29 protein-coding genes and 1 tRNA gene are annotated in these 25,391 nt (G+C 73.6%); 11 read left to right on the forward strand and 19 right to left on the reverse strand.

The window, feature by feature from the left end; all coding sequences use genetic code 11:
- A complete protein-coding gene (locus V1J52_RS16035; RefSeq protein ID WP_330140475.1) occupies positions 1 to 2,238 on the reverse strand; it encodes a molybdopterin oxidoreductase family protein in 2,238 nt (745 codons plus the stop codon).
- A gap of 196 nt (positions 2,239 to 2,434) precedes the next feature.
- Between V1J52_RS16035 and V1J52_RS16040 the strand changes: the two genes are divergently transcribed.
- A complete protein-coding gene (locus V1J52_RS16040; protein ID WP_330140476.1) occupies positions 2,435 to 2,818 on the forward strand; it encodes an ArsR/SmtB family transcription factor in 384 nt (127 codons plus the stop codon).
- Entirely contained in the window at positions 2,815 to 3,291 is a 477-nt protein-coding gene (locus tag V1J52_RS16045) for an SRPBCC family protein (protein ID WP_330140477.1), read from the forward strand. Before V1J52_RS16040 ends, V1J52_RS16045 begins: the two co-directional genes overlap by 4 nt.
- A gap of 129 nt (positions 3,292 to 3,420) precedes the next feature.
- Here V1J52_RS16045 and V1J52_RS16050 read toward each other — a convergent pair whose 3' ends face one another.
- From V1J52_RS16050 to V1J52_RS16075, 6 genes are all read right to left on the reverse strand, one after another.
- Positions 3,421 to 4,020, reverse strand: a complete 600-nt coding sequence (locus tag V1J52_RS16050) for a hypothetical protein (protein WP_330140478.1) — start codon at positions 4,018 to 4,020, stop codon at positions 3,421 to 3,423.
- Positions 4,017 to 5,273: a DUF7224 domain-containing protein gene (locus V1J52_RS16055; RefSeq protein ID WP_330140479.1), complete on the reverse strand. Its 1,257-nt coding sequence runs from the start codon at positions 5,271 to 5,273 to the stop codon at positions 4,017 to 4,019. Before V1J52_RS16055 ends, V1J52_RS16050 begins: the two co-directional genes overlap by 4 nt.
- A 6-nt stretch (positions 5,274 to 5,279) precedes the next feature.
- Positions 5,280 to 6,032, reverse strand: coding sequence for an ATP-binding cassette domain-containing protein (locus V1J52_RS16060; protein ID WP_330140480.1), 753 nt, complete (start codon positions 6,030 to 6,032; stop codon positions 5,280 to 5,282).
- 132 nt (positions 6,033 to 6,164) lie between these two features.
- Positions 6,165 to 7,043: a DNA glycosylase family protein gene (locus V1J52_RS16065; RefSeq protein WP_330140481.1), complete on the reverse strand. Its 879-nt coding sequence runs from the start codon at positions 7,041 to 7,043 to the stop codon at positions 6,165 to 6,167.
- A gap of 114 nt (positions 7,044 to 7,157) precedes the next feature.
- Entirely contained in the window at positions 7,158 to 7,604 is a 447-nt protein-coding gene (locus V1J52_RS16070) for a hypothetical protein (protein ID WP_330140482.1), read from the reverse strand.
- Positions 7,601 to 8,215, reverse strand: a complete 615-nt coding sequence (locus tag V1J52_RS16075) for a DUF7848 domain-containing protein (RefSeq protein WP_330140483.1) — start codon at positions 8,213 to 8,215, stop codon at positions 7,601 to 7,603. The genes V1J52_RS16070 and V1J52_RS16075 overlap by 4 nt, the downstream gene beginning before the upstream one ends.
- A gap of 143 nt (positions 8,216 to 8,358) precedes the next feature.
- On the opposite strand from V1J52_RS16075, the gene V1J52_RS16080 reads away from it, so the two are divergent.
- Both V1J52_RS16080 and V1J52_RS16085 read left to right on the forward strand, forming a co-directional pair.
- Complete coding sequence (locus V1J52_RS16080; protein WP_330140484.1) at positions 8,359 to 9,177, forward strand: helix-turn-helix domain-containing protein; 819 nt, start codon at positions 8,359 to 8,361, stop codon at positions 9,175 to 9,177.
- Entirely contained in the window at positions 9,174 to 9,401 is a 228-nt protein-coding gene (locus V1J52_RS16085) for a DUF397 domain-containing protein (RefSeq protein WP_330140485.1), read from the forward strand. Before V1J52_RS16080 ends, V1J52_RS16085 begins: the two co-directional genes overlap by 4 nt.
- A 9-nt stretch (positions 9,402 to 9,410) precedes the next feature.
- Here V1J52_RS16085 and V1J52_RS16090 read toward each other — a convergent pair whose 3' ends face one another.
- Complete coding sequence (locus V1J52_RS16090; protein ID WP_330140486.1) at positions 9,411 to 10,307, reverse strand: LysR family transcriptional regulator; 897 nt, start codon at positions 10,305 to 10,307, stop codon at positions 9,411 to 9,413.
- A gap of 154 nt (positions 10,308 to 10,461) precedes the next feature.
- On the opposite strand from V1J52_RS16090, the gene V1J52_RS16095 reads away from it, so the two are divergent.
- The gene (locus tag V1J52_RS16095; protein ID WP_330140487.1) at positions 10,462 to 10,812 is read left to right on the forward strand and encodes a DoxX family protein; all 351 of its coding nucleotides are present in this window, start codon (positions 10,462 to 10,464) and stop codon (positions 10,810 to 10,812) included.
- Between the two features lie 12 nt (positions 10,813 to 10,824).
- Here V1J52_RS16095 and V1J52_RS16100 read toward each other — a convergent pair whose 3' ends face one another.
- Positions 10,825 to 12,510, reverse strand: a complete 1,686-nt coding sequence (locus V1J52_RS16100) for a flavin-containing monooxygenase (RefSeq protein WP_330140488.1) — start codon at positions 12,508 to 12,510, stop codon at positions 10,825 to 10,827.
- A gap of 98 nt (positions 12,511 to 12,608) precedes the next feature.
- Here V1J52_RS16100 and V1J52_RS16105 point away from each other — a divergent pair, with 98 nt between their 5' ends.
- The gene (locus V1J52_RS16105) at positions 12,609 to 13,103 is read left to right on the forward strand and encodes a hypothetical protein (RefSeq protein WP_330140489.1); all 495 of its coding nucleotides are present in this window, start codon (positions 12,609 to 12,611) and stop codon (positions 13,101 to 13,103) included.
- 22 nt (positions 13,104 to 13,125) lie between these two features.
- Here the strand turns inward: V1J52_RS16105 and V1J52_RS16110 are convergent, their stop codons facing one another.
- From V1J52_RS16110 to V1J52_RS16125, 4 genes are all read right to left on the reverse strand, one after another.
- Entirely contained in the window at positions 13,126 to 13,743 is a 618-nt protein-coding gene (locus V1J52_RS16110; RefSeq protein ID WP_330140490.1) for a LysE family translocator, read from the reverse strand.
- A 398-nt stretch (positions 13,744 to 14,141) separates the two neighbouring features.
- On the reverse strand, positions 14,142 to 14,840 hold the full coding sequence (locus V1J52_RS16115; RefSeq protein WP_330140491.1) for a pentapeptide repeat-containing protein: 699 nt from the start codon (positions 14,838 to 14,840) through the stop codon (positions 14,142 to 14,144).
- 182 nt (positions 14,841 to 15,022) lie between these two features.
- A complete protein-coding gene (locus V1J52_RS16120) occupies positions 15,023 to 15,751 on the reverse strand; it encodes a peptidoglycan recognition protein family protein (RefSeq protein ID WP_330140492.1) in 729 nt (242 codons plus the stop codon).
- 115 nt (positions 15,752 to 15,866) lie between these two features.
- Positions 15,867 to 16,466 (reverse strand): dihydrofolate reductase family protein, encoded by a 600-nt coding sequence (locus V1J52_RS16125; RefSeq protein WP_330140493.1) that lies wholly within the window; start codon positions 16,464 to 16,466, stop codon positions 15,867 to 15,869.
- Between the two features lie 150 nt (positions 16,467 to 16,616).
- Between V1J52_RS16125 and V1J52_RS16130 the strand changes: the two genes are divergently transcribed.
- Positions 16,617 to 17,825 (forward strand): glycoside hydrolase family 6 protein, encoded by a 1,209-nt coding sequence (locus V1J52_RS16130; RefSeq protein ID WP_330140494.1) that lies wholly within the window; start codon positions 16,617 to 16,619, stop codon positions 17,823 to 17,825.
- Between the two features lie 55 nt (positions 17,826 to 17,880).
- Here the strand turns inward: V1J52_RS16130 and V1J52_RS16135 are convergent.
- Positions 17,881 to 17,954 (reverse strand) — tRNA-Thr (locus V1J52_RS16135).
- Between the two features lie 268 nt (positions 17,955 to 18,222).
- Here V1J52_RS16135 and V1J52_RS16140 point away from each other — a divergent pair.
- The 4 genes from V1J52_RS16140 to V1J52_RS16155 all read left to right on the forward strand — a co-directional run bounded on the left by V1J52_RS16140 (position 18,223) and on the right by V1J52_RS16155 (position 21,098).
- Complete coding sequence (locus tag V1J52_RS16140; protein ID WP_330140495.1) at positions 18,223 to 19,341, forward strand: ABC transporter ATP-binding protein; 1,119 nt, start codon at positions 18,223 to 18,225, stop codon at positions 19,339 to 19,341.
- Positions 19,342 to 19,572: 231 nt separating this feature from the next.
- Positions 19,573 to 19,992 (forward strand): hypothetical protein, encoded by a 420-nt coding sequence (locus tag V1J52_RS16145; protein WP_330140496.1) that lies wholly within the window; start codon positions 19,573 to 19,575, stop codon positions 19,990 to 19,992.
- A gap of 30 nt (positions 19,993 to 20,022) precedes the next feature.
- Entirely contained in the window at positions 20,023 to 20,817 is a 795-nt protein-coding gene (locus tag V1J52_RS16150; RefSeq protein ID WP_330140497.1) for a nucleotidyltransferase family protein, read from the forward strand.
- Between the two features lie 23 nt (positions 20,818 to 20,840).
- Complete coding sequence (locus V1J52_RS16155) at positions 20,841 to 21,098, forward strand: hypothetical protein (protein ID WP_330140498.1); 258 nt, start codon at positions 20,841 to 20,843, stop codon at positions 21,096 to 21,098.
- A gap of 56 nt (positions 21,099 to 21,154) precedes the next feature.
- Here V1J52_RS16155 and V1J52_RS16160 read toward each other — a convergent pair whose 3' ends face one another.
- The 5 genes from V1J52_RS16160 to rlmB all read right to left on the reverse strand — a co-directional run bounded on the left by V1J52_RS16160 (position 21,155) and on the right by rlmB (position 25,299).
- Positions 21,155 to 21,481, reverse strand: coding sequence for a DUF1048 domain-containing protein (locus V1J52_RS16160; protein WP_330140499.1), 327 nt, complete (start codon positions 21,479 to 21,481; stop codon positions 21,155 to 21,157).
- Between the two features lies 1 nt (position 21,482).
- Positions 21,483 to 21,839, reverse strand: a complete 357-nt coding sequence (locus tag V1J52_RS16165; RefSeq protein WP_330140500.1) for a DUF1048 domain-containing protein — start codon at positions 21,837 to 21,839, stop codon at positions 21,483 to 21,485.
- Positions 21,836 to 22,162 (reverse strand): PadR family transcriptional regulator, encoded by a 327-nt coding sequence (locus V1J52_RS16170; RefSeq protein ID WP_330140502.1) that lies wholly within the window; start codon positions 22,160 to 22,162, stop codon positions 21,836 to 21,838. Before V1J52_RS16170 ends, V1J52_RS16165 begins: the two co-directional genes overlap by 4 nt.
- A gap of 379 nt (positions 22,163 to 22,541) precedes the next feature.
- A complete protein-coding gene (locus V1J52_RS16175; protein ID WP_330140503.1) occupies positions 22,542 to 24,242 on the reverse strand; it encodes a DoxX family protein in 1,701 nt (566 codons plus the stop codon).
- 103 nt (positions 24,243 to 24,345) lie between these two features.
- On the reverse strand, positions 24,346 to 25,299 hold the full coding sequence (gene rlmB, locus V1J52_RS16180; protein WP_330140504.1) for a 23S rRNA (guanosine(2251)-2'-O)-methyltransferase RlmB: 954 nt from the start codon (positions 25,297 to 25,299) through the stop codon (positions 24,346 to 24,348).
- Positions 25,300 to 25,391: the final 92 nt, after the last annotated feature.

The following is a 25,391-nucleotide window of genomic DNA, read 5'->3' on the forward strand; positions in this document are numbered from 1 at the left end:
TCACGGGGTGGCCGCGGGGAGGAGTTCGACGGGCACGCCGTTGAGGACCGCGTTGCCCGACAGCGGGTCCAGCAGGCTGCCGTCGAGGAGCTGGTTGACGTTCACGCCGGGGTCGGTGGCGGCGTGGGCGAGCCGGGTGCCGGGGCGGTCGTGGCCCCAGCCGTGCGGGAGGCTCACCACGCCCGGCCGGACGCCGTCGGTGACCTCGGCGGGGGCGGTCACCTCTCCCCCGGCGCCCTTCACCCGGACGACCGCGCCGTTGCGTATGCCCAGCCGTTCGGCGTCCTCGGGGTTCAGGTGCAGGGTGCAGCGGTTGGAGCCGCCGGTGAGCGCGGGGATGTTGTGCATCCAGCTGTTGTTGGAGCGCAGGTGGCGACGGCCGACCAGGACCAGCCCGGCCGGGCGGTCGGCCAGTGCCTGCCGCAGGCGGGGCAGGTCGTCGGCGATCGGCCGCGGCAGCAGCTCCACCTTGCCGCTGCGGGTCTTCAGGGGCTGCGGCAGCCGCGGGCGGAGCGGGCCCAGGTCGATGCCGTGCGGGTGCGCGAGCAGCTTCTCCAGCGTCAGCCCGTCCGGCCGTGCGCCGAAACCGTCGCCGTACGGGCCGAGGCGCAGCATCATGTCGAGCCGCCGCTCGGGGCCGTTGGCGCCGGTCAGGACTCCGGCGAGTTCGCCGGGGTCGCGGCCGTGGACGGGCGAGTGCGGTTCCTCGACCGCCTTGCCGAGGGTCTGCTCGATGACCATCGCGTCGACGGAGGCGGGGTCGGCGCCGTTCATGCCGGTGGCGGCCAGGACCAGCCGGGCCAGGATCTCCGTCTCGGCCATGCGGCCGGACTCCACGGGCACGGCGGGGCGGGTGTAGCGGACCTGGTTGCGCACCGCGAGGCCGTTGAGGGCGAAGTCGTGGTGCGGGCTCTGGGCCGGCGGGGGCGGCGGCAGCACGACGTGGGCGTGGCGCGAGGTCTCGTTGAGGTAGGGGTCGACGCTGACCATGAAGTCGAGGGACCCGAGCGCCTTGTCGAGGCGGTCGCCGTCGGGGGCGGACAGGACGGGGTTGGCGGCGATCGCGACGAGGGCCCGGAGCGGCTCGCCGTCGTCGGTGGCGGTGTCGATCTCCTCAGCGAGCGCGGACAGCGGCAACTCGCCCTTGGCCTCCGGATGCCCGCTCACCCGGGAGTGCCAGCGGCCCAGCGCGAAGCCGCGGCCGGGACCGGCGGGGCGCGGGGTCCGGTCGGTGGCGGCCTGCGGGAAGAGGGCGCCCCCGGGACGGTCGAGGTTGCCGGTGAGAATGTTGAGGACGTCCACCAGCCAGCTGGCGAGGGTGCCGTGCGGGACCGTGCAACTGCCGATGCGGGCGTAGACGGCCGCGGTGGGGGCGGTGGCGAGGTCCCGGGCGAGGACGCGGATCACCCCGGCGTCCACGTCACAGGCGGCGGCCACCGCGTCCGGCGTGAAGTCCCGCAGCGCTTCGCGCACTTCGCCGACGCCCTGGACGTGCGCGGCGAGGTCGCCGAGGCCGGTCAGGTCCTCGGCGAACAGGACGTGGGCCATCGCCGCCAGCAGCAGGGCGTCGGTGCCGGGGCGGATCGGGACGTGCCGGTCGGCGAGCTTCGCGGTGCGGGTGCGGCGCGGGTCGATCACGGTGAGGGTGCCGCCGCGGGCCTTCAGCGCCTTGAGGCGGCCCGGGAAGTCGGGGGCGGTGCACAGGCTGCCGTTGGACTCCAGCGGATTGGCGCCGATCAGCAGCAGGTGGTCGGTGCGGTCGAGGTCGGGCACGGGGATGGCGTTCGCGTCGCCGAAGAGCAGCCCGCTGGAGACGTGCTTGGGCATCTGGTCGACCGTGGAGGCGGTGAACAGGCTGCGGGTGCCGAGCGCGCCGTGCAGGACGGACGGGTAGAGGGCCCCGGCCACGGTGTGCACGTTGGGGTTGCCGAGGACGACGCCGACGGCGTGCGGACCGTGCCGTTCGACGACGGGCCGGAGCCCGGCGGCCACCGCGTCGAACGCCTCGTCCCAGGTGGCCTCGCGCAGCTCGCCGTCCCGGCGGACCAGCGGGACGCGGAGCCGGTCGGGGTCGGCGTCCACGGCACCGAAGGAGGCGCCCTTGGGACAGATGAAACCGTGGCTGAAGACGTCCTCCCGGTCGCCGCGGGCGGCGGTGACGCGGCTGCCGTCGATGGTGAGGGTCAGGCCGCAAGTGGCCTCGCACAGGGGGCAGATACGCAGAGCGGTGCGGGACACGGGTCCTCCCGGAGGCAGTGACGCACGGACGGGAGCCACCATACCGACCGGTAGGGATGGAAGGGAGGGGGCGGGAGAGCGACTGGGAGAAGGCTGGCGGCTGGCGGCGGCCACGCCTGTTCCCTCCGGCCCCCCTTGACCCACGGTCCGCACCCGGCCTAGATTTAAGTAGTCACTTAATTAAGGTGGTGCCGAAGTGCAGGACGCGTCCAGGACTCTCGATCTCGTCTTCGGCGCCCTGGCCGAGCCGAACCGGCGCGCCATGCTGACGCGGCTGAGCCACGGGCCGGCCACGGCGGGCGAGCTGGCCCAGCCGCTGAAGATCAGCAAGCCGGCCGTCTCGCAGCACCTCAAGGTCCTGGAGGCGGCGGGGCTCGTGGTCCGTACCCGGCAGGCGCAGTGGCGCACCTGCACGCTGCGTACCGAACCGCTCGACGAGGTGTCCGCCTGGCTCGACCGGCAACGCGCCGCGTGGCAGGAGAGCTTCGACGCGCTGGAGAACCGGCTGCGCGAAATGAAGCGGGAGCGGGGCCCGCAAACGGCTCGGGAAGAACGAGACGAAGGGACGACGGACCGATGACCGAGAACACGAAACCGATCGACATGTCGCAGGGTTTCACCATCACCAGGATGCTGGACGCCCCGCGCGATCTCGTGTGGCGGGCGTGGACGGAGCCCGACGAGATGGCCCGGTGGTTCCACCCCCGGGGCGCCACCACGCCCCGTGAGGAGGTCCACGTCGATCTGCGGGTCGGCGGGCGCTACGGGTACGTGATGGTCGCGGACGGGACCGGCGAGCGGGTGTCGACCGGCGGCACCTATTTGGAGATCGACGAACCCGGGCGTCTGGTCTTCACCTGGGGTCACCCGGACGCGGCGGCCGACGCGTCACCCGTCATCACGCTGACCTTCGCCGACCTCGGCGCCAAGACGGAGATGACCTTCCGCCTTCAGGGCGCTCCGGGACAGGCGGGCGACGGGTTCATGCACGACGGCTGGACCTCCGCCCTCGACGTCCTCGCCGAGTACGCGGTCGACGCCGCACCCGCGTAGGCGCCGGGGCACCCAGCCGACGGCGATCCGGCGGACGGAGCACGTCGGCACGCATCACCGACGACCTCCGGCCGCAACGGCCTTCTCCGTCACGCTTGGGCCCGGACGACGCGTGACAGAGGGACGGGCTCAGGGGGAGGGCGCGGGGTGGGCCTTGGGAGTGTGGAAGGCGGCGAAGGCCCCGGTGGCGAGCAGGGCCACCGCGGTGCCCCAGGCCGGGGCGGAGCCACCGGGGAGGAGAGGCCACGCCCAGGGATAGGGCCGTCCTCCGGCGCCCGTCCCGAGAAGGGCGCAGCCCAGCGGGACGAGTGCCACCGCGACGGGGCCGTACTGGGCGCCGAGGAGACGCTGGACGAGCAGGCCGAATCCCAGGTACCCGACGGTGTTGCGGGCGACGGCTCCGGCGAGGGGGAAGTCCAGCCAGACCTGTTCGGCGGCGCCCAGCAGGAGCGCCGCCGAACAGGCCGCCGCCAGGAGCCCGGTGGACCACCAGCCGGTGCGCCGGACCGCGGTGGCCTCGCACGCGTGCGGGACGCGGTGGAGGCCGTAGAGCAGCGCGCCCGCGGGAAGCACAGGGAGAACAAGGGGGACGGGGATGCCTCCGGAGACTCCGCCGAAGAGCGAGGGGACGGGCAGGCGGGAGGAGCCCAGCAGCGGTGCGACGGCGAAACACAGCACCATCGCCGCGGCAGCGCCGGTCACAGCGTGCGCACGCAGCCACCAGCTCACGCCGCGTCGTCCTGCAGGTGGCGGAAGGACGCCGGGGACAGCTCCGGCCTGACGTCGCAGTCCCGCACGGAGCGCATGTTGCGCTCGTACCAGGCCGCTTGCGCCTCGGCCGGGAGCGCGCGGACCTTCCGCGCGAGCGACACCTCCTGTGGCGGCCACTGCGCGCTCAGCTCCTGCGCGGACATGCCCGCGGTCAGCGCGAGCCAGGCGTAGAGGACACCGGCCGCCTCCCAGCCGGGGTACTGCGCGCCGGGCCCCTGCGCGCAGGCGGGAGGCTCACCGGGAAGGACGCTGGTGGCCGTCGCGGTGCGGATTTCCGCGTCCCGGGGGTCGACCATGCTGTACTCGACGCGCGCGGGAAGCCGCACCCCGACCACCTCCAGTCGCTGACCGGCCTCGGTCGCCGCGGTGCGGAAGAGACGCCGCCGCTCCTGCTGCTCCGGCCACAGGCACACCTGCGGTGCGCCGCCCGCGCACTCCAGTGCCGAGCGGTCGCGGGGCCGGGTGCCGTCGAACCCGAGCGGCACGGCCAACGTGACGGACACCCCCACCCCGACCACGGCGAGGCCACCCGCCACAGCGGTGCGCAAGCGCCTCTCGTCCAGCCAGAGCGCCGCCGAGGCGGCGGCGGTCAGCGCGAGGCCGAAGAGGGCGGTGGCGGCGAGGCTCCGCGGGTCGGCTTCCTGGCCCAGAGTGCAGCACTCCGTGACGCCTTGGCCGTTCAGATGACGCAGCCAGGCCGGTGAGGCGAGGGCCGCGGGCCAGAAGCCCCAGAGGTAACCGGCGACCAGCATCACCGCCGCACCGAGCAGGCGGTTCAACATCCGGCCGACCAGGTAGCCGACGGCCACGTGCGCCAGGACGGCGAGGAACGCGGCCCCCAGGATCGCCGGGTCCGGGTAGCCCACCGGTGGCGCCGCGCCGGTGAAGGAGGACGTGGCGAGGGCGGCCAGCAGACCCGCGAGGCCCAGCAGGGCGACCGGAGCGAGGTGCTCCACCGCGATGCGCAGCGGGCCGCGCGCCGTGGCCCAGTCATCGACGCGAGCGGAGGTGAGGCGCGCCCCCTCCCATGCGGCGCAGGCACCGCAGACGGCGGTGATGAGTCCGAGCACGACGGTCGACTGGGCCGTCACCGATTCCCAGGAGGGAATGGCAGATTCGGTGTTCTGGGCGCCGTACCACACCAGAGCGGGGAGCAGCAGGAGAGCGGCCCGGCCGGTGGGGCCCGACTTGATCAGGGTGGCGAAGTTCAAGGCCGCTCACGCCTCCCCTCGGACGAGGCCGCGGTAGGCCGTCTCCGCCTTCCGCTCCGCCGGGACGTCGGCCCCGGCCAGCGAGAGGAAATCCTCCGTGGCTCCCCGGTAGGTGGCCTGCCCCCGGTCCAGGACGACGACCGTCTGGTAGACGTCCAGCAGGTCTTCCGTCTGGTGCGTCGAGACGACGAAGCTGACGTGGTCCGCGAGTTCTCCGAGCAGGTCCCTGAAGACGCCGCGCTGGACCGGGTCCAGACCGGCGGTGGGCTCGTCCAGCAGCACCACCTCGGCGTCATGCACGAGCGCCTGGGCGATGCCGAGCCGGCGCGTCTGCCCGCCGGACAACTCGTGACTGCGCCGGTCCGCGAGGTCACTCAGACGCACCCGCTCCAGCGCCTGCGCGGATCTCCGCCACGCCTCGGCCTTGGAGAGCCCCTTCAGCCAGCCCGCGTACGCCGCCTGCTCCCGCACCGTGATGCCCGGCACGGGCCTGATCTGCTGGGGCAGCCACCCCACACGCCTGCGGTATTCCCCGCGCGTCCTCCTCCGGGAGCTGTCGAGTTCGCCCAGCGCCACCCGTCCCCTCTTCGGGGCGAGAAGTGAGGCTCCGAGGGACAGCAGGGTGGACTTCCCCGCCCCGTTCGGGCCCAGCACCACCGTGCAGCCCTCGGGTAACTCCAGAAACAGCCGGTCCAGGACGCGCACGCCGGACCGGTAGCCGAACGTGCAGTCCGTATAGCGCAGAGGCAAGGCGAACATCCAGTTCCAGGCTCAGGTGTGAGAGGTCGGCCGTCCGGCCCTGCGGACAACGACGCCCCAGACCCGGCCCCCGGTTTCCGCGACCAGCAGCGGAGTTCCACCGACCGCATGCCCAGGCAGGACCGGGACGCGTCACACCGTCGCAGGTGGCATACCCGAAGGGGCCGCCAGCTGGACGGCCGCATTCGCCCGTTCTGTTCGGGCATGGCTCCCCCAGGTCAGGGCGAACAGGGTCAGGGCGTGGAGCTGCCTGCGGTCGTCGTCGGCAAGGCGGCGCCAGCGGTTGGCGAACGCCCGGTCGGAGTCGGGGAACGGGACGCCGGGCGCCGCGCGAGACGCCCACGTACGCACGGCGAGGTCGCCGTGCGGGTAGACGGAGAAGTCGCCGGTGTAGTCCGCGGCGGCCGCCGAAGCCGTCCACGGACCGATGCGCCGCACCTCGTCGAGGGCTTTCACGAGATCCTCGGGTGCGAGTTGTGCCCATTCCGGGCCGTCTTCGAGGTAGGCCGCGGCAGCGGCCCGCAGGGCGGTGCGGTGGAACGCGGTCCCCGTCTCCGCGAACGCCTCGTCGGGCAGGTCGAGCACGACCTCGGGGCCCGGCACGAGGGACAGCCGACCGGCCGGGGTGTCGAACGTCCGGCCGTGGGCGGCGCTGAATCGGCGGTGAACCTTGCGGGCCTGCTCGGCGCGCACGACCTGGCGGAGGATCGCCGTCGTGATCGCGTCCCACAGCGAGGGGTTCGTCAGCCGCTGGACCGTCCCGAGCGTGACGAGCCGCCGCACCAGGGGGGCGGCGTCGGAGCCGTCCGGAAGGTGCTGCGGCGTGGTGCGCGGTGCCGGGGGCGGCGCGGCGCCGTCGGCCTCGGCGAGGGCCAGGGGACGGAGGAGCAGACCCGCGGCCGGTTGCCATGCGGCAAGCCACGGTGCGTCGTCATGGACGACGAGGCGCACCGGTTCACCCATGGAACCGGCGATCCATCCGGGGTGGTCGGTGGTGAGAGTGGTGATCACGTGCGCGTCTCCTGACGGCTGGTGCGTGTTGATGCCCTCATCGTTCCCTCTCTGACGCGGACGGGCGGTGCGGTTGCGACCTTTCCCCTGAACGCGCGCCGTGGGGCCGAGCCCTCAGGACATCGGCGCGTACTGGGGTGCTGTGGGGGCCGGGGTGGTGGGGGATGTGCTCCAGAGGGGACGGCAGGACAGCGTGTAGTGGACGTGCACCTCGCGCCACCCGTAGACCCGGTCGGGGCCCTGGGCGTTGACGCTGATGTGCTCACCGGCGGCCAGGGCGGCTAACTGCGCTTCGTGGGCGTGGTGATCGTCCGCCCACTGCCGGAGGACGCGGCTCGGGTCAGAGCCGTGCGGCTCCGCCGGGTGCGGACTTCCGGGCACGGGCGGGCCGTACTCGCGCATGGGGTCCAGGACGTCGGCCAGGCGGCAGGCCCGGCCTCGCAGCCAGCGCAGCGCGAGACGCGGCGTCCTCGCCTGGTGACCACCCAGCATCCACCCCTCGCCCGTGTCGGGGCTGTGGGCCAGCACCTCGCACCAGTAACCGTCGTACGGCGGCGTCATCGCCACCTGCCGGGGACGAGCCGGTACGGGGACGCCTCCACCAACCGGTACGTGAAGTGCTCCCGGTTCTCGTCCCGATGCCTGCGCACCCATCCGGCTGCTGCCCGCCGTGCCGCGTTCCGGTCCACGTCCGGGGCTTCGGGCTCCATCTCGACGGCCGGGCCGGACTGACCGCACACGACGCAGCACATGGCCACCGTGGAGGGCTCCGCGTCCGGCTCGCGGTCCGGTTCCACCGTGAAGTTCCGGACGGCGTACACCTCGCGCATCACCGTTCCCCGCAAGGACTGGAAGTGCTCCGTGATGCGCGCGCTCAACACCGCCTGCCGCTGGTTCAGCTCCGCGAGGGTCGGACGCGCGTCGGCGCACGGCGCTGCGGTTGCCGTACCCGTGCGGAGGACGGCGGTCAGGGCGCGAGCGGTCGCCACGGTGCAGCGTCCGAGATCGACGGTGGGCGAGGCGGCGGGCAGGGGGACGCTGCCGGGCCCCAGGTCCACCCACACGGACAGCTTGATGCCCAGCGCCGTCAGGGCGTCCTCCAGCTCGTCGCAGACCACTTCAGCGGCCTCGATCTCGTCGTCCGGCGCCTGGTGCCCCGTTGCCGTCGTCATACCTGCCACTCCGTACTCCGTCTTGTCCGTCCCTCGCACGGGTCGGAAACTTACGTTGTGTACTCCCACCATCACCGACCGGCCGTAATCTCGACAGGGGTGTGAGGTTTCCAAAGCATCCGGAAAGCGCGGGAGTTGGACGTATGAGCGAAGTGTCACCGGAACCGGTGAACGGACTGGAGTGGTTCGGTCGTGAGCTGGCGGCCGCCTTGGAGCACAGGGGAGCCACCCAGCGGGAGCTGGCCGACTTCACCGGCTACAAGGAGCCGTACGTCTCCAAGGCGAAGACCGGCAAAGCCCTGCCGTCACCCCAGTCCGCCGCGGGCTGCGACCGCTTCTTCGACACCTCCGGGTACTTCGTCCGGCTGCACACGCGGATCAGCGAGCGCGGGCATCCCGACTGGTTCGTCCCGTACGTGAATCTGGAGAAGGACGCCGCCAGAATCGAGGACTACAGCAACGCCCTCATCATGGGCATGTTGCAGACCCCCGAGTACGCCGAGGGAACCTTCCGGGCCACCCATCCGCACGAGACCGATGACCAGATCAAGACACGGGTCGAGGCCCGCCTGCAACGACGAGACGTGATGAGGCGGGAGTCTCCCCCGCTCCTGTGGGTCTGCCTGCATGAGGCGACGCTGCGCACGGTGGTGGCCAGCCGTGCCGTCATGCGTGCAGAGCTTGAGCACTTGGCTGCCGAGGCGGCAACTCCGCACCTCACACTTCAAGTTCTGCCCTTCAAAGCAGGTGCCCCTTCCTCTTCACTTCCGTTTACCCTGCTTACGCAGGGGGACGGGTCAACCGTCCTGTACTCGGAGACTAGGGAGAAAGGGCACGTGTCCGACTCCGCGACAGTCGTAGCGAGCGCCCAGATGACGTACGAGCACCTGCGCGCGGCGGCTCTGTCTCCGGAGGAGTCACAGACCCTGATCCGACACATCGCGGAGGGCTACGCCACATGAGCAGCACACCGGACTCCGGCACCACCATCTCGTGGGTCAAGAGCACATACAGCGGTGGGGAAGGCGGGCAGTGCGTCGAGTGGGCGCCTGCGTACGCCGCCGACCACGGCATCGTCCCCGTGCGGGACAGCAAGCAGCCCTACGGACCGGTCCTCCACATCACCCCCCACGGCTGGACCGGCTTCGTCACCGCCCTCCAGCACGGCGACCTCGGCACCGCCTGAGCCACCCGGCTACGTGCCGGGGTGTGTGGCGCGGCAGCAGCGGACGAAGTCCTGGACGACGGGGTTGGCGTCGTCGGCGGCGGTCCAGGCGACGGCGACGCGGCTGGGGCTGACGCCGGTGACGGGGCGGTAGACGACGCCGGGGCGGGCGTAGAAGCGGGCGGCGGACTCGGGTGCGAGGGCGACGCCGTAGCCGTTGGCGATCGCGCTGAGCCAGTCGTCCGGCTGCTCGGTGACCGCGCCGACGCGGACGGGGTGTCCGTCGCGCTCGTCGGCGGCCAGCCAGTGGTCCCGCCAGCGGCCCGAGGCGAGCGGGGCCGCCACGAACGGCTCGTCCCACAGGTCCCGGAAGGGGATCACCGCGCGCGTGGCCAGCGCGTGCGCCTCGGGGAGCGCGACGCGGCGCGGTTCGGTGAACAGGACGGCCGTGCGCAGCGCCTCCTGCCCGGGGAACGGCAGGCGTACGAAGGCGATGTCGGCGTCCGCGTCGGCGAGTCCGGCGGCCGGGTTCGACCAGGGGGCCTGCCGCATCTCGACCCGCCAGCCCGGACGGCGCCGGGTGAACTCCGCGACGATTCGCTGCGTCGCCTCGTTGGCGGCGCTGGCCACGAAGCCGACGCGCAGGACGCGGGCCGCCCGGCCGGCCGCCGCCTTCGTCTCCCGTAGCGCCGCCTCCCACCCGGCCAGCAGCGCGGGGGCCCGTGCCGCCAGCGCCCGGCCCGGTTCGGTGAGGACCATGCCGCTGCGCGAGCGGGTGAACAGAGTGACGCCCAGCCGGGTTTCCAACTGCCTGATCTGTTTGGTCAGCGCGGGCTGGGAGACGAACAGCCGCTCGGCGGCGGCGGTCAGCTTCCCCTCCTCCGCCACGGCGACGAAGTACCGCAGCAGGCGGGTGTCCACATCCATGCCGTCAGGTTATGGAAGCAGGTATTGGACGCCACTCCGGGCCCCGGCGAGGCTTGCCCAAACAGCGGACAGCAGCCAGCGGACAGCAGCCAGTACGCAGCACACAGCAGCTCGCCGGGGCTCGACGCAGCGCCCGGTCCGGAAGGAGGGCCGCGTGTACACGGCCTACGTGATCATCACCGTCACCGCGATCGTGGCGAACGCCGGGATCGCGGGCGCGGACTTCGCCGGGGCCCGCTTCGTCTACGCCAACTCGGCCGAGGTGGGCGTCCCCCGGTCCTGGGTGCCGTGGCTCGGCGCGCTCAAGGCCGCCGGAGCCGCCGGGCTCCTGCTCGGCCTCCTGGGGTTCCGCCTCCTCGGCGTCGCCGCCGCCGTGGGGCTGGTCCTGTTCTTCACCGGCGCCGTCGTCGCGCACGTCCGCACGCGCGTGTTCCACAACCTCGCGTTCCCGGCCGGTTACCTGGGGCTGGGCCTGGCGGCGCTCCTCCTCGCCCTCGCCCGGTGAGGGCGAGGCCGCTCACCCGCCGGTGCGGGCGCGGGGCACGGCGGCGGGCGGCGGGGGCGGCAGCAGTTCGAGGTGTTCGCCCAGGTCGCCGCGCAGGGTGGTGGCCGCGTCGACGAGGTAGTTCTGCGGCACCGTCCACGGCCTGCGGCTGCCCTGCTTGGGGAACCGGGCGATGGACCGCTGGATGTAGCCGGAGCTGAGGTCCAGCAGGGGCCGCTGGACCATCCCCGCGTCGGGGCGCGGGACGGCCGCCGCGTAGCCGTTCCGGTCGAGGTGGTTGATGACCTTGCACACGAGCCGCGAGGACAGGTCGGCGCGCAGTGTCCACGACGCGTTGGAGTAGCCGACGCAGGCCGCGAAGTTGGGCAGGCCCGACAGCATGGCGCCCCGGTAGATCCACGACTGCGCGACGTCGAAGGGCTGCCCGTCCACGGCCAGTTCCATGCCGCCGAAGGCCAGCAGCGACAGGCCCGTCGCGGTGACGACGACGTCCGCCTCCAGCACCTTCCCGGACGCCAGCCGGATGCCCTCGGGTACGAAGGTGTCGACGCGGTCGGTGACGACGTCGGCCCGGCCGGAGCGCAGGACGCGGAACAGGTCGGCGTCCGGGATGGCGCACAGCCGCTGGTCCCACGGGTCGTAGGCGGGGGTGAAGTGGTCCTCGACGGTCTGCCGGTCCCCCAGCGTCCGCGCGGCCAGCCCGGTGAGGAGCTTGCGGGCGGCGCGCGGGCTGCGGCGGCAGAACTGGTAGAAGCCGAGGGTGAACAGGATGTTCTTGGTGCGCACCACCGAGTGCGCCGCGCCCGGCGGCAGGACGCGGCGGACGGCGGCGGCGACCCGGTCGCGGGACGGCAGCGGGCTGATCCACGTCGGGGAGCGCTGGAGCATGGTCACGTGTGACGCCCGCCGGGCCAGCGCGGGCACGAGGGTGACGGCCGTCGCGCCGCTGCCGACGACGACGACGCGCCGCCCGGTGTAGTCCAGGTCCCCGGGCCAGAACTGCGGGTGGACGAGGGTGCCCGCGAAGTCGTCCGTGCCGGGGAAGGCGGGCGCGTGGCCCGCGCGGTAGTCGTAGTAGCCCGCGCAGGTGTACAGGAACGAGCAGGTGAGGACGGACGTGCGGGTGGTGCCGTCCGGGTCGCGCACGTCGCAGGTGAGCGTCCAGCGGGCGTGCCGGGAGGACCAGTCGGCCGCGACGACCTTCGTGCGGTACCGGATGCGGCGGTCGATGCCGTACTCCCGTGCGGTGTCGCGGATGTAGCGCAGGATGACGTCGCCGTCGGCGAGGGACGTGTCGTCGCGCCAGGGGCGGAACGGGTAGCCGAGGGTGTACATGTCGGAGTCGGAGCGGACGCCGGGGTACCGGAAGAGGTCCCAGGTGCCGCCGATCGCGTCGCGGCTCTCCAGGATCGCGTACGACTTGCCCGGGCACTCGCTCTGCACCCGGTAGCCGGCGCCGACGCCGGAGAGCCCGGCCCCGACGATGACGACGTCCAGGTGCTCGGGGTCCGGCCGCCCGGCACCCGCGGGCCCGGCACCCGAGGACCCGGCGGCCGGGTCCTCGACGTCCGCGTGCCCGGCACCCGCGTGCCCGGGGCCGCCGTCCTCACCGGCGGGGAGCCCGGCGGGGAGTCCGGCCCCGCGCCCGCTCCCGGCGGTTCCGCCGGCCTGCTCGGATGGTTCGCCGCTGCGTGTCATGCCTCCCAGTGTGGGTCAGCGCGGGGCCGGGAGGCGGCCGGGTGCTCCCGTGCGCTCCGGGTGCTCCCGGGTGCTCCCGGGCGTGGGACGATCGGGGCATGATCGACCTCGGCTACTCGCTCTCGCGCCGGTTCCCCGATCCGCCGCAGACGCGGTACCGGGACGCCGACGTGCGCGCCCTGCGCCACGACCTGTTCTGCGGGGACGTCTACCTCGCGGACGTGGACGCCGACCGCGAGCTGGAGACGGCCTGGGGCTGGGTCCCGGTGCTGGACTTCGCGTGGGCCCTGTGCGACATCGTCGAGCAGCTCGACCGGGACCCGCTCGGCAGCCGCGCCGCCCGCCCGCAGCGCGCCGAGCTGGACTTCACCGAGTCCGCCGACCGGCTGCGCTTCGTGCGGCGCTTCGGCTGGGTGGACGTCCAGGCCGACTGGGCGCCGCGCGAGGCGCCGCTGAGCTTCCGGCACGCGGACCTGCGCCGGGAGGCCAGGGACTTCCTGCACGACCTCGTCGCCGACCTGGTGGACCTGCACGACGACCTCGCCCACAACCCCGTCGTCTGGGACCTCCAGGCCCGCTACCCCCGGGTGTGACGCCGCCCTCCCCGGGCGCCGTTCAGCGGTCGGCGAGGGCCAGTTGGGCGCCGAGCCCCACGAAGGCGGCGGCGAAGGTGCGGCGCATCCACGCGAGGACGTTCGGGCGGGAGACGACGTGGTCCCGCACGGCGGCGGCGAAGAAGCCGTAGGCGGCGAACACCACGAACGTCATCACCATGAAGACGGCGCTGAGTTCCAGCATGCGCGGCACCGGACCGGCCGCGTTCGCGGGCACGAACTGCGGCAGGAACGCCAGGAAGAAGATGGACAGCTTCGGGTTCAGGAAGTTCACCAGGACGGCGGTGCCGGTCACCCGCAGCGCCGACGGGTTCCTCCGCTCCCCCGCGTCCTCCACCGTCAGCGTGCCCCGCTCGCGCAGGGTGCTCCAGGCGAGGTAGAGCAGGTAGGCGACGCCGAGGTACTTGAACGTCTCGAAGGCGACGGCGCTGGTGTGCAGGACGGCGGCCAGTCCGGCGATGGCGGCCGCCATGTGCGGCACGATGCCGAGCGTGCAGCCGAACGCGGCCACGACGCTGGCGCGGAAGCCCTGGGAGAGGCCGGTGGCGATCGTGTAGAGCGCCCCCGTGCCGGGTGAGACGACGATGACGAGCGAGGTGAGGAGGAACTCGACACTCATGCCTGGGCGCTCCTTCGCGGTGATCACGGACGCCGGGTGACGGCGGTGCGCCCACCGGGACGGGCCGCACGCTACCGGGTCCGGGCGGCGGCGGGGAGGGGTGTCCGCGCACCGGTCCGCCGTGCCGCCCCGGCGGAGGGACGGCACGGCGGCGCGGATGCGGTTACTGGAGCTTGTAGTCGCCGTTGCCGCTGGCGACGTCACCGAAGCGGAAGGTGACGTGCGGGTGACGTTCTGCGTCCCGATGCGGGTGCGTCCGGTGTCGGTGACGTCCACCGCGGGACGTGCGGAACCGTTCACCGGGACGGTCACGCCCGGGGCCGACGTGACGGTGGCCCGCAGGTCCTCCGGCGGAGGCGCCTTCTCGGCCGCCGAGACACCGGTGACGTTCGCGCCGGTCAGCCCAGGACGCGCACGCCGAGCTGGGCGGCGAGGGCGGGGGCGAGGTCCATGAGCTGCGCGGGGCTCACGACGGCGCCGGACAGCCGGTCCAGGCCACGGGCGAGACCCAGTTCCGCGCAGCCCCGCAGGTCGACGTCGGCGAGGGTGGCCGACGTGAGGTCCGCGTCGCGCACGACGCAGCCGGAGAAGGTGACGCGGGTGAGCCGGGCCCCGCCGAAGTCGGGCTCGGTGAGGACGCAGTTCTCGAACGCCACGTCGGTGAGGCGGGCCGTGCGGAGGTTGAGGAAGTCCAGCTTGCCGCCCCGGAAGGCGACGCGGGTGAGCGCGGCGCCGTGGAGCTGGGCCCCGCCGAACCGGGCGTCGCGCAGCTCGACGTCGCGCAACTGCGCGTCGGCCAGGTCGGTGCCCACGCCGCGCACCGCGTGCAGGGCGCAGTCCGTGAACCGGGCGCCGCGCAGACCGGCCTCGTCCAGGGTGACGCCGTACAGCCCGCAGTCCAGGAAGCGGGCGCCCGGTCCGTGGCCGCCGGAGAGGTCCAGGCCGTGGAACCGGAGGCCGTCGTAGTCCCCCTCGGGCTCCAGCGGCCCGGTGTACGGGTGCAGGGCGGGCAGGACGAACTGCGGCGGACGGACGGGTTCGGGCGCGCCACGGCGCCGGGGCGCGGCGGCGTGTGCGGGCGGGGTGCGGCGGCTCATGGGCCCATGGTGACGGCGGGCACCGACACCCTCGCGGACCGCGTCGTTCCCGGAGTCCCCGGAGCCCCCGGCGTCTCCGGAGTCCCCGGCGTCCGGGCAGGCGGCCCGCGTCACCGGTCCCGGCCACACGGCCCGCCCGGCCGGGGCCGGAACCGGGCCTGGCCGGGTGCCGCCCGCGCCGGTCACCCCTCGTCCCGCAGCCGCGCCGTCAGCTCCCGCAGCCGGGGCAGCGCCTCGTACAGCGCGTCGCCGGGGCAGTCGGTGTGGTAGCCGTCCCGGTGCCCGGCTATCACGTCCAGCCGCACGGCCGTGCCCTTGGAGTACCGGCTGGCGTCGTTCGTGGACACCATCCGGGCCCGCCCCCGGGGGTCCACCCCAGGCCGCAGCTTCCACGCCGCCACCGCCGCGATGGCCTCCAGCATCGGCCGCGGCACCTCCTCGCCCGCCCCGAAGTGGCCGAGCGCCCCGATGCCGACGCTGCGGGCGTTGAACCCCTTGGTGTGGGCGCCCTCCACCGCCTTGTCCGCGCCGCCCGCGCGCCCCTCGTACACGTTGCCGCAGCGGTCCACGACGAAGTTGTAGCCGAGGTCGTCCCACCCCTTGCCCTCGATGTGGTCCTCCTGCATCGAGCGCAGCATCCCCGGCACGTCCTTCGCGCAGTCGTACTCGTTCGGATGGTTCGTGTGGTGGACGAAGACGGCCTCCACGCTCTCGGTGTAGTCGGCCGGCTCCCGGGCCTCCTCCGCCCGCCACGCCAGCCGTCCCACGATGGCGGGCCGGGGGGCGGCCGGACGCGTCGCGGACACGTCCGTTCCCCGCTCCGTCACGGTCTCCCGCTCCGGAGCGTCCCACGTCACCAGCAGTGCGAGCGGCAGCATCGCCGCCGCCAGCACGTACCTCCGAGACCACATGCGTCCACGATGCGCTCACCCGTCCGGCCCAGCCCACCCGGACACCGCCATCCGGGTGAGCGCACCCCCGGTGACCTGCGGCGCGTCCGTCCGGCGGCCCGGGGGTCCCAGCGGATCACCCCGCGGCCGCCGGACGGTAGACGCACACCTGCGCGCCCAGGGGGCCGACGGCCGTCGAGACCAGCTCCAGCGTCCGCAGCCCGCCGTCGGCGGGGAAGATGCCCTTGCCGCCGCCGAGGATCACCGGCATGACGACGAGCCGCAGCTCGTCGACCAGCCCCTCGGCCAGGAGGGTGCGCACGAGGGTGGGGCTGCCCATGACCACCAGGTCGCCGCCGTCCGGACCGTCGCGCAGCTCGCGGACGCGCGGGACGGCCTCCCCGCCGGGGATGCGGACGGTGTTCTCCCACGTCAGCTCGGCCTCGCCCAGGGACCGCGTCACGACGTACTTGCGGATGGCGTTCATCCGGTCGGCGAACGGGTCACCGGCCCGCTCGGGCCACGCGCCGGCCATCGTCTGCCACGTACGGCGTCCGAACAGCAGCCCTTCGGCGTTCTTCAACGCCTCGTCGAAGGCGCCGCCCACCACCTCCGGGTCGAAGAACGGGTGCGACCAGCCGCCGTGGGCGAAACCGCCGTCGGTGTCCTCCTCGGCACCGCCCGGCGCCTGCACGACACCGTCCAGGCTGATGAACTCGCTGACCACGATGCGCATGGGAACCGCTCCTCGTTCTCGCTCAGGTGTATGCCGGGACTGACGCCCCTCCCCCTCCAAAATCATCGCCTCCACCACACCCCCGCCTGTGATCCGCGTCACACCCCGGCCGCCGGGGCGCTCCTCCGCACCCCGAGAACAGGAGCCGCAGTGCGCACACCGTCATGGAGACACCTCACCGGAGCCGCCGCCGCCCTGGCGCTGCTCGCCGGCGCCGGAAGCACCGGCGGCCCGGGTGGCCCGGGAGGTCCGGGCGGCACCGCCGAGCCGCCGGAGGCCGCCGGGGAGAACCGGCTGTACGTCCCGCCCGCCAGCGCCGGGGCCCTGAAGCAGGCCGACGCGCTGCGCCGCGCCGGACGGGCCGGGGACGCCACCGCCATCGCCCGCATGGCGGGCACGCCGCAGGCCGTCTGGTTCAGCGGGACGGCCACCGGCCGCGTGGCGAACGACGTCCGCCGGGTCGTGCGGGACGCGGCGCGCGAGGGGGCCCTGCCCGTGCTCGTCCTGTACAACATCCCGGGCCGCGACTGCTCCCAGTACTCGGCCGGCGGCGCCGCGGACACCGCCGCCTACACGGCGTGGATCGACGAGGTCGCCAAGGGCATCGGCACGCGGCGGGCGGCCGTCGTCCTGGAACCCGACTCCCTGGCCCTGCTGCCGTCCGACTGCGGCCGGGACGACGCCGGGGGCACGCTGACGGCGGCCCGCTACACCGAGCTGAACCACGCCGTGGACGCCCTGTCCGGCAACCCCGGCACCACGGTCTACCTGGACGCGGGCCACAGCGGCTGGCACAGCGTCGGCACCATCGTCCCCCGGCTGCTCCGGGCCGGTGCCGCCCGGGCCAGGGGCTTCCACCTCAACGTGGCCAACCACCGCGGCGACGCGGAGCTGGCCCGGTACGGCAGGCTCGTCTCCGGCTGCCTGGGCTACGCGCGGGACGGCGGCGATCCGGCCGACTGCCCCGGTCAGCGGACGGACACGGCCGAGGCCGACAGGTGGCTGGCCGCGAACGTCACCACCGGGCCGGCCGGGCAGCCGCACTTCGTCACCGACACCAGCCGCAACGGCCGGGGGCCGTGGACGCCGCCGGCCGGGAAGTACACCGACGCCCAGGAGTGGTGCAACCCGCCGGGCCGCGGGCTGGGCAGGCGCCCGGCCACCGAGGGGACCGACGGGCCGCTGATCGACGCCCACCTGTGGATCAAGATCCCCGGCGAGTCGGACGGGCCGTGCCTGCGCGGCACCGAAGGGCCGCAGGACCCCGAGCGCGGCACGGTGGCGCCGGACGCGGGCGGCTGGTTCGCCGAACAGGCGCTCGAACTCGTGCGCCACGCGAACCCGCCCCTCGCGCAGTGACCCCGGCAGCACGAAGGCCGGACCGGACGGCGTCCGGCCCGGCCTTCGTCCGTCGAGCCGCCTGTCGGATTCGAACCGACGACCTGCTGTTTACAAGACAGCTGCTCTGACCAGCTGAGCTAAGGCGGCGGGCAGGGCGGTGACACGGCGCCCCGGCGCAGGGGCGGCACCACTCTACACAGGCCCCTCCCCCGGGCCCGGGCGATCCGGGGTCGCCGGGTCCCGCCCGTGGGGACGCCGGGAGCCGCCGGGTGTCCCGCCAGCGGCCGCCGGGAGCCGGGTACTGACAAACACGTGGTCGGCGGGTTAACGTCACCGGGCGTTCGCATGTTCGCAGCGCTCCCCCTTCCACTCGGATCGTCCGGCACGTTCCTGCCGGTGAAGGAGACACAACAGCATGGCCACGGTCACGTACGACAAGGCGACCCGGGTCTACCCGGGCAGCGAGAAGCCCGCCGTCGACCAGCTCGACATCGAGATCGAGGACGGCGAGTTCCTCGTCCTCGTCGGTCCCTCCGGTTGCGGCAAGTCGACCTCCCTGCGGATGCTCGCGGGTCTGGAGGACGTCAACGGCGGAGCGATCCGCATCGGTGACCGCGACGTCACCCACCTGCCGCCGAAGGACCGGGACATCGCCATGGTGTTCCAGAACTACGCGCTGTACCCGCACATGTCCGTCGCCCAGAACATGGGCTTCGCGCTGAAGATCGCGGGCGTGCCGAAGGCGGAGATCCGGCAGAAGGTCGAGGACGCCGCGAAGATCCTGGACCTCACCGAGTACCTGGAGCGCAAGCCCAAGGCGCTCTCCGGCGGCCAGCGGCAGCGCGTCGCCATGGGCCGCGCCATCGTCCGGGAGCCGCAGGTCTTCCTCATGGACGAGCCGCTGTCGAACCTCGACGCGAAGCTGCGCGTGCAGACGCGTACGCAGATCGCGAGCCTCCAGCGGCGGCTCGGCGTGACGACGGTGTACGTCACGCACGACCAGGTCGAGGCGCTCACCATGGGCGACCGCGTCGCGGTGCTCAAGGACGGGCTGCTCCAGCAGGTGGACTCGCCCCGGCAGATGTACGACAAGCCGGCGAACGTGTTCGTCGCGGGCTTCATCGGCTCCCCGGCCATGAACCTCGTCGAGGTGCCGATCACCGAGGGCGGCGTGATGTTCGGCAACAGCGTGGTGCCCGTGGAGCGCGAGGCCGTGGCCGGCGCCGCGGACATGGGCGACAAGACGGTGACGGTCGGCGTCCGGCCCGAGCACTTCGACCTGGTGGACGGCAGTGGCCAGGGCCTGGCCAAGGACCAGCCCGCGGGCCTCGCGGTCACGGTCAACGTGGTCGAGGAGCTGGGCGCGGACGCCTTCGTCTACGGCACCGCCCGCCTCGGCGGCGAGGACAAGGAGCTGGTCGTGCGCGTCAACGGGCGCGGGGTGCCGGAGAAGGGCTCCGAGATCCACGTCCTGCCGCGCAGCGGCGAGTCGCACGTGTTCGCCACCTCCTCGGGCGAGCGGCTCAGCGACTGACACAGCGCAGACGCCCGGAGGGGCCGGATGCCGAGCGCATCCGGCCCCTCCGGGCGTTTTGCCGCAATGGCGTCAACACGCAGGGCGGCGAAACCACGAATCATTCCCTCATCAGAGTGACCGATTGTCTCCGTGCCACTACTCCTCGCTACCATCTGGTGCGGCCCCTTCTGCGGGGTGCCCGACCACCCCCGGCAGTGCCGGGGGACTCCCTTCGCGAGGAAGACACCAGTGAATCAGGCAGTGCGCCGTATCGGCAGAAGTCTCGCCCTTGTCCTTCCGGTCGTCCTGGTCCTCTCCGGGACGCTCGCGGTGGCCAGTGTCCCGTGGGCCGGCCCGCCCACCGACAGCCAGGTGCTCACGGCGTCCGCGGAACGGGCGTCCAGCCCGGCGACGGCGGAGCGCGCCCCGCACGAGCTGCTGCGGGACCGGCTGGTCGCCCAGCTCCGGGAGAAGGACCCGGGCGAGGCGCTCACCAGCCTCCAGCGGGCCGTGGAGCAGCGACCCTCCCTCGCGCGGCACTGCGTGGACATCGCGCGGGCGCTGGGCCGGGCCGCCGTCCAGAAGTACGGGGCGGCGCACCGGGCGCAGCGGTTCTCCCGCCCGGTGTGCGACACGTCGTTCGCGGCGGGCGTGGCGGACGCCCGCTGACCCGGGCCGTGCCCCGCTACCGTGCGGGCCATGGCAGACGATCCGCGCCTCCACCCGCCGACGCAGGCGGTGATCCTGGCCGGCGGCCAGGGCACCCGCCTGCGGCCCCACACGGACGACCGGCCGAAGCCGATGATCGAGATCCCCGGCACGGGGACGCCGATCATCGGCTTCCAGCTTTCCTGGCTCGCACACGAAGGCGTCACCGACGTCGTCGTGTCCTGCGGGCACCTCGCAGCGGTGCTGGAGGAGTGGCTGGCCGCGACGGACCCGCCGCACGGCGCCGCCGGGCCGCTGCGGGTGACGACCGCCGTCGAGCCGGAGCCGCTGGGCCGCGGCGGCGGACTGCGCCACGCGGCCCGCGCCCTGCCGCGCCCGGAGGAACCCTGGTACGCCGCCAACGGTGACGTCTGGACCCGGTTCCCGCTGCGCGACATGGCCGGCTTCCACGCGGAGCGGGCCGCGACGGTGACGCTCGCGCTGGCCCGGCCCCGCCTGCCCTGGGGCGCCGTGCGCACGGACGGCTTCGGCCGGGTCACCGACTTCGTCGAGGCCCCGCCGACGACGTACGAGGTCAACGCGGGCGTCTACGTGTGCGCCCCGGAGTTCACCCGGCTCCTCCCGGAGCGCGGCGACCACGAGCGCACCACGTTCCCGCAGCTGGCCAGGGACGGCCGCCTCGCGGGCTTCCCCCTCCCCCAGGGCACCTGCTGGCGCGCGATCGACACGCCCAAGGACCTCGCAGCCGCCGCCGAGGACCTCCGCGCGGCGCGCGCCCCCGGCCGGGCGGACCGCGGCCCCGGGACTGGTAGGCCCGCATGTTGAGGTGCGGTTAGGTTCACCGTGGTGTGTTCGAGCCACTTCTGGAGGGGTCACTGGTGGACATTGCCGCGATCATGGAGGCGCTCGCCGAACAGGGCATAACCGTGTTGTTCAAGGCTGATGCTGAGCGGATGGCAGAGAGGCGGAGGCCCTGGACGTTCGTGGCCAGTGGCGCCCCGTCGCGTGACGACATCCTCGTGCGTATCGATGCCGCGTCCGTGGAGCAGTGCCTCGAAGCCTGCCTGCCCCGCCTCCGCGAGCTGGGCTTCACATTTCCCGAGTGACGAGGCATGCCAACTGGAGCGACGCGACAACTCACCGTGTGTGATCGCCGGGGGCGTCACTTCTCGCCCGCGCCGGGTTCCGCGCTGACGGATGCCTGGTAGACGTCCGCGTAGGTGGGGGAGCCCTTGACCAGGTCGTCGCAGAACGCGGCGACGTCGGTCCCGATGAGTTCCACAACCCCCTTGCCCGTGGCGACGCCCTCCTCGAAGAAGTCGACGATCCCGGGGAGCAGGGGCCCGTCAGGCAGGCTGACCGGTCCGACCTTGAACAGGTACTTCTGCATCTCCTGGTAGACGATTTGGTAGTCCGGCGGGAGAGCCTTGACCCGAGCCACGTGCGCCCGCCACTGTTTCTTGCCTTCGATGATGTCCTGGATACTCACGTCAGCCTCCCAGCCGGCTCAGTTTCCTCGCGACGTTCCTGTTCAACTGCTCGCGCCACTGGTCGCGATAAGTCCGGGCCCCCGCCCCGCCGGCCAGCGCGGTGCAGAAGCCTCGGATGTCCGCGCCGAGCACCTCGTGGACGCTCTGGCCGTCCGCCGCCGCTACTTCCAGCAGCCCCATGGCGGAGTCGAGAATCGGTGTCAGATTGCGACCGGTGAAGTCCCCGTGGGGGAGAAGGTGGGCGATGATCTGCCCCCACGCTGCCCGGTAGTCGTCCGGCAGGACTTCGGCCCGGGCCTCGAACGCTTTCCATTCCCTGGTGAGATCGCTGCCTGTGACCTTCTCCCAGAAGTTCATCTCCCGCCCTCCTTGAGTCTGTCGATGCGTGATGAGAGGTACTGCCATTTCGCCCAGAACTTCGCGAGTTCCTCGCGTCCGGCGTCGTTGAGCGCGTAGAACTTGCGCGGCGGACCAACCCCGGAGGGTCGTTTCTTCACCTGAACGAGCCCGTTTCTCTCCAGCCGCAGCAAGATGGTGTACACCGTCCCCTCGATGACCTCGGCGAAGCCGAGCTCGTTCAGGCGGCGGGTGATGGCGTACCCGTAGGTTTCCTCGCTGCCGATGATTTCGAGCACGCACCCTTCGAGCGTGCCTTTCAGCATCTCCGTCAGGTCGTCCATCGCGGATGCTCCTCAACCCGGGTCGGTACTGCGTGGTGCCGAGTACCGCTATACGGTATCACCGAGTAGTGGAAAGGCGTCAACTCCTCCGGCAGGGCCTCCCAACGGTCCCGGCACGACGCAAGGACCGCCGCGAGTACGAGAACCGGGTCAGCGCCCTCACACCCTGACCATGACCGTTCTCACCGATGACCGCCGTACCGATGTTCCCCGAGGCCGGACCGCGGCCCGTCCGCCCGCTGAGGCCGCCTGTCCGGCCGTCCCGGCGAGCGGCCCCGGCCCAGGGGGCACGCGGATGGTCCGCGGACGGCCGGAGCCGCCCGTACCGGGCCCGAGGGGGCGGTCCGGTACGGGCGGCTCCGGCCGCCCCCCGCGCGCGTCAGCCCAGGAGGCCGCCCAGGGGGTTCCGGCCGGTGTCCGTGTCACCGGTGGCCCCGGACTCGGGTTCGGTACCGGTGTCACCGGTACCGCCCGTGGAGCCGTCCTGCTCGCCCCCGGTGGAACCGCCCGTCGTGCCGCCGACGCTCGGCTGCGGCGCCGGGGGCGGCGGGGCGGGCGGCTCGGGCACGGCCGGCGGCTCCGGCGCCTGCACCGTCTGCTCCCCGCCCGGGGCGCCGGTCGCGGGGCCGCCACCGGTGCCGGTGCTCTGGCCGCTCGTGGCGCTCGCGGAGGGGCTCGGCGTGGGGCCCGCCGTGGCGCCGGTGCCCGCGGTGGCCCCCGCCGTCGGCCCGGCGGTGGCGCGCTGGCTGGGACGGGCCGGGTCCTGCGGCAGCGGCGAGCCCGGCAGGTGGTTGCGCAGCGGCTCGCCCGGCTCGGGGACGGTGGCGATCTGCGCGGAGCGCACGGCGCTGCCGAGCAGCGAGCCGACGAGCAGCGTGAGCCCGGCCACGAGGGCGGCCATGACGGCGCCCCGGCGCAGGACGCGGCGGCGCAGCTCCCCCAGCGGGGCGCGCGGCCCGAGCCGCCGCCACGCCTCCCCGGCGAGGCGGGCGTCCAGCGAGTAGACGGGCGCCCCGGCGATGAGGAGCGGCGACCACGCGGCGAGGTAGATGATGTCGGGGGTGTCGTAGGCGGCGACCGTGTGCCAGCTCACGGTCACGAGCAGCGCCGCCGACAGGAGCGCGCCGAGCGACGCGGCGGCGCGCTGCCACAGGCCGCAGACGGTGAGGACGCCGACGGTCACCTGGAGGAACGCGACGGTCAGCCCGGCGGCGACGGGGTGCGCGAGGGCGAAGCCGTGCAGCGGGGCGGCGATGGCCCACGGTTCGAGCGAACCGAGCCAGGCGACCATCGAGCCGCGCTCGCCGCCGTCGAAGTAGACCGGGTCCGTGAGCTTGCCCATGCCCGCGTAGACGGAGATGAAGCCGAGGAAGACCCGCAGCGGCAGCAGGACGACCCCGAGGTTCATGCGGCGGCCCGGGTAGTACGCGTGCCGGGCGCGTTCGGCCGCCTCGTCCCGCTCCGGGTGCCCGTGGCCGCGCGGGCCGTCGCCGTACGGCTCGAACGGCTCGTCGCGGGCGTCGTCCGGACGCCCGGCGGGGCGGACCGGCGCCCCGGGGCCGTGACCGTCGGGCTCGGGCGCGCGCGGTCCGACGACGGTGGGCGGCCCGGCGCGGCCGGGGATGACGCGGGGCAGCACCTGCGTGGTCGCCGCCGCGGACTCCGCCGACCGCGCGGGGACGGTGAGACCGCGGGGACGGACGGCGTCCAGCAGCGAGGTGGCCGCGACGTCGCCGGGGGCGCTGCGCCCGCTCCACACCACGGGCGTCCGCCGCCTGGCGGCCACGCCCGACGCGCCCGCCACGCCTGCGCCCGCCGCGCCACCGCGCCGGGCGAGCGGGACGGCGCCGGCGAGCGGCACAAGGCTGCGGGCGGGGACGACCGGTACGCGGGCGGTGTCGGCCAGCGCGCGGCTGTGCGGCGTCGGCGTGGCGAGCTTCACCCGGAAGCTCGCGTTGTTGACGATGACCTGCGCCGGGTCGCTCGGCACCTTCACCGAGCTGAGGATCGGCTCATCGTCGAAGAAACCGCCCGGGGCTCCCCCGGTGGGCGTGCGGGGTGTTCTCGTGTCCACACTCATCTAACCGAGTGACGGACGCTTAAGACACTGCCTTGACCGGGCCGATGTGTCCGCGACCCGTCAAGCCCGCGAGGCCCGGCCCGCGCGCCGCCTCGGCCGGGCGTCAGCCGCGCCGGCGCGCCGCCTCGTACAGCGCGACACCGGCCGCCACACCGGCGTTCAGCGACTCGGCGCCGCCCGGCATCGGGATGCGCACCCGCAGGTCGCACGCCTCGCTGACGAGCCGGGACAGTCCCTTGCCCTCGCTGCCGATGACGATGACGACCGGGCCGTCCAGCAGCTCCAGATCGCTGATCTCGGCCTCCCCGTCCGCCGCGAGCCCGACGACCATGAGCCCGGCCTTCTGGTACGCCTGGAGGGCCCGCGTCAGGTTCGTGGCACGGGCGACCGGCGTACGGGCGGCGGTACCGGCGGACGTCTTCCACGCGCCCGCCGTCATCCCGGCGGCGCGGCGCTCGGGCACGACCACGCCGTGCCCCCCGAAGGCCGCGACGGACCGCACGACGGCGCCGAGGTTGCGCGGGTCGGTGACGCCGTCGAGCGCGACGATCAGCGGGTCCTCGGCGTCGTCGAAGGCGGCGGCGGCCAGGTCCTCGGGGTGCGCGTAGTCGTACGGCGGCACCTGGAGGACGAGGCCCTGGTGGTTCAGCCCGTTCGTCATGCGGTCCAGCTCGGGCTTGGGGGCCTCCATGAGGTGGATGCCGCCCCGGTCGCCCGCGAGCTGGAGCGCGTCGCGCACCCGCTCGTCGTTGTCGAGGTACTGCTGGACGTAGAGCATGGTGGCGGGCACGCCGTCGCGCAGCGCCTCGTAGACGGAGTTGCGCCCGACGACGAGTTCGGCCGTTCCCTTGGCGCCGCCGCGGCGCGGCGCGGGCCGGCCGGTCGCCCGGCGGGCGCGGGCCTGCGCGGCGCGCTGCTTCGGGTGGCCCTTGCGCATCTCGGCGGGCGGCGTGGGCCCCCTGCCTTCCAGGCCGCGGCGCCGCTGGCCGCCACTGCCGACCTGCGCGCCCTTCTTGTTGGACGTGCGGCGGTTGCGCCGCTGGCTGTTGCCGGCCATGGGAGGGTCCCTCTTTCTGCGTACTGCGGTGCGATGGGGTCTGGTGGGGTGCGCCGCGCCACCGGAGGTGCCGTGCCGGGCTCCGTCCGGCG

The sequence above is a fragment of the Streptomyces solitudinis genome (assembly GCF_036323765.1).
GTDB lineage: Bacteria > Actinomycetota > Actinomycetes > Streptomycetales > Streptomycetaceae > Streptomyces.

What these genes read in the sequence shown, in the direction of transcription:
- V1J52_RS16150 (WP_330140497.1), top strand. Translation starts at nt 20,023, where the DNA reads ATGGCAGACGATCCGCGCCTCCACCCGCCGACGCAGGCGGTGATCCTG.
- V1J52_RS16070 (WP_330140482.1), bottom strand. Translation starts at nt 7,604, where the DNA reads ATGACGCCGCCGTACGACGGTTACTGGTGCGAGGTGCTGGCCCACAGC.
- V1J52_RS16125 (WP_330140493.1), bottom strand. Translation starts at nt 16,466, where the DNA reads ATGCGCATCGTGGTCAGCGAGTTCATCAGCCTGGACGGTGTCGTGCAG.
- V1J52_RS16045 (WP_330140477.1), top strand. Translation starts at nt 2,815, where the DNA reads ATGACCGAGAACACGAAACCGATCGACATGTCGCAGGGTTTCACCATC.
- V1J52_RS16100 (WP_330140488.1), bottom strand. Translation starts at nt 12,510, where the DNA reads ATGACACGCAGCGGCGAACCATCCGAGCAGGCCGGCGGAACCGCCGGG.
- V1J52_RS16090 (WP_330140486.1), bottom strand. Translation starts at nt 10,307, where the DNA reads ATGGATGTGGACACCCGCCTGCTGCGGTACTTCGTCGCCGTGGCGGAG.
- V1J52_RS16175 (WP_330140503.1), bottom strand. Translation starts at nt 24,242, where the DNA reads ATGAGTGTGGACACGAGAACACCCCGCACGCCCACCGGGGGAGCCCCG.
- rlmB (WP_330140504.1), bottom strand. Translation starts at nt 25,299, where the DNA reads ATGGCCGGCAACAGCCAGCGGCGCAACCGCCGCACGTCCAACAAGAAG.
- V1J52_RS16085 (WP_330140485.1), top strand. Translation starts at nt 9,174, where the DNA reads ATGAGCAGCACACCGGACTCCGGCACCACCATCTCGTGGGTCAAGAGC.
- V1J52_RS16120 (WP_330140492.1), bottom strand. Translation starts at nt 15,751, where the DNA reads ATGTGGTCTCGGAGGTACGTGCTGGCGGCGGCGATGCTGCCGCTCGCA.
- V1J52_RS16080 (WP_330140484.1), top strand. Translation starts at nt 8,359, where the DNA reads ATGAGCGAAGTGTCACCGGAACCGGTGAACGGACTGGAGTGGTTCGGT.
- V1J52_RS16140 (WP_330140495.1), top strand. Translation starts at nt 18,223, where the DNA reads ATGGCCACGGTCACGTACGACAAGGCGACCCGGGTCTACCCGGGCAGC.
- V1J52_RS16060 (WP_330140480.1), bottom strand. Translation starts at nt 6,032, where the DNA reads ATGTTCGCCTTGCCTCTGCGCTATACGGACTGCACGTTCGGCTACCGG.
- V1J52_RS16110 (WP_330140490.1), bottom strand. Translation starts at nt 13,743, where the DNA reads ATGAGTGTCGAGTTCCTCCTCACCTCGCTCGTCATCGTCGTCTCACCC.
- V1J52_RS16105 (WP_330140489.1), top strand. Translation starts at nt 12,609, where the DNA reads ATGATCGACCTCGGCTACTCGCTCTCGCGCCGGTTCCCCGATCCGCCG.
- V1J52_RS16115 (WP_330140491.1), bottom strand. Translation starts at nt 14,840, where the DNA reads ATGAGCCGCCGCACCCCGCCCGCACACGCCGCCGCGCCCCGGCGCCGT.
- V1J52_RS16170 (WP_330140502.1), bottom strand. Translation starts at nt 22,162, where the DNA reads ATGGACGACCTGACGGAGATGCTGAAAGGCACGCTCGAAGGGTGCGTG.
- V1J52_RS16075 (WP_330140483.1), bottom strand. Translation starts at nt 8,215, where the DNA reads ATGACGACGGCAACGGGGCACCAGGCGCCGGACGACGAGATCGAGGCC.
- V1J52_RS16165 (WP_330140500.1), bottom strand. Translation starts at nt 21,839, where the DNA reads ATGAACTTCTGGGAGAAGGTCACAGGCAGCGATCTCACCAGGGAATGG.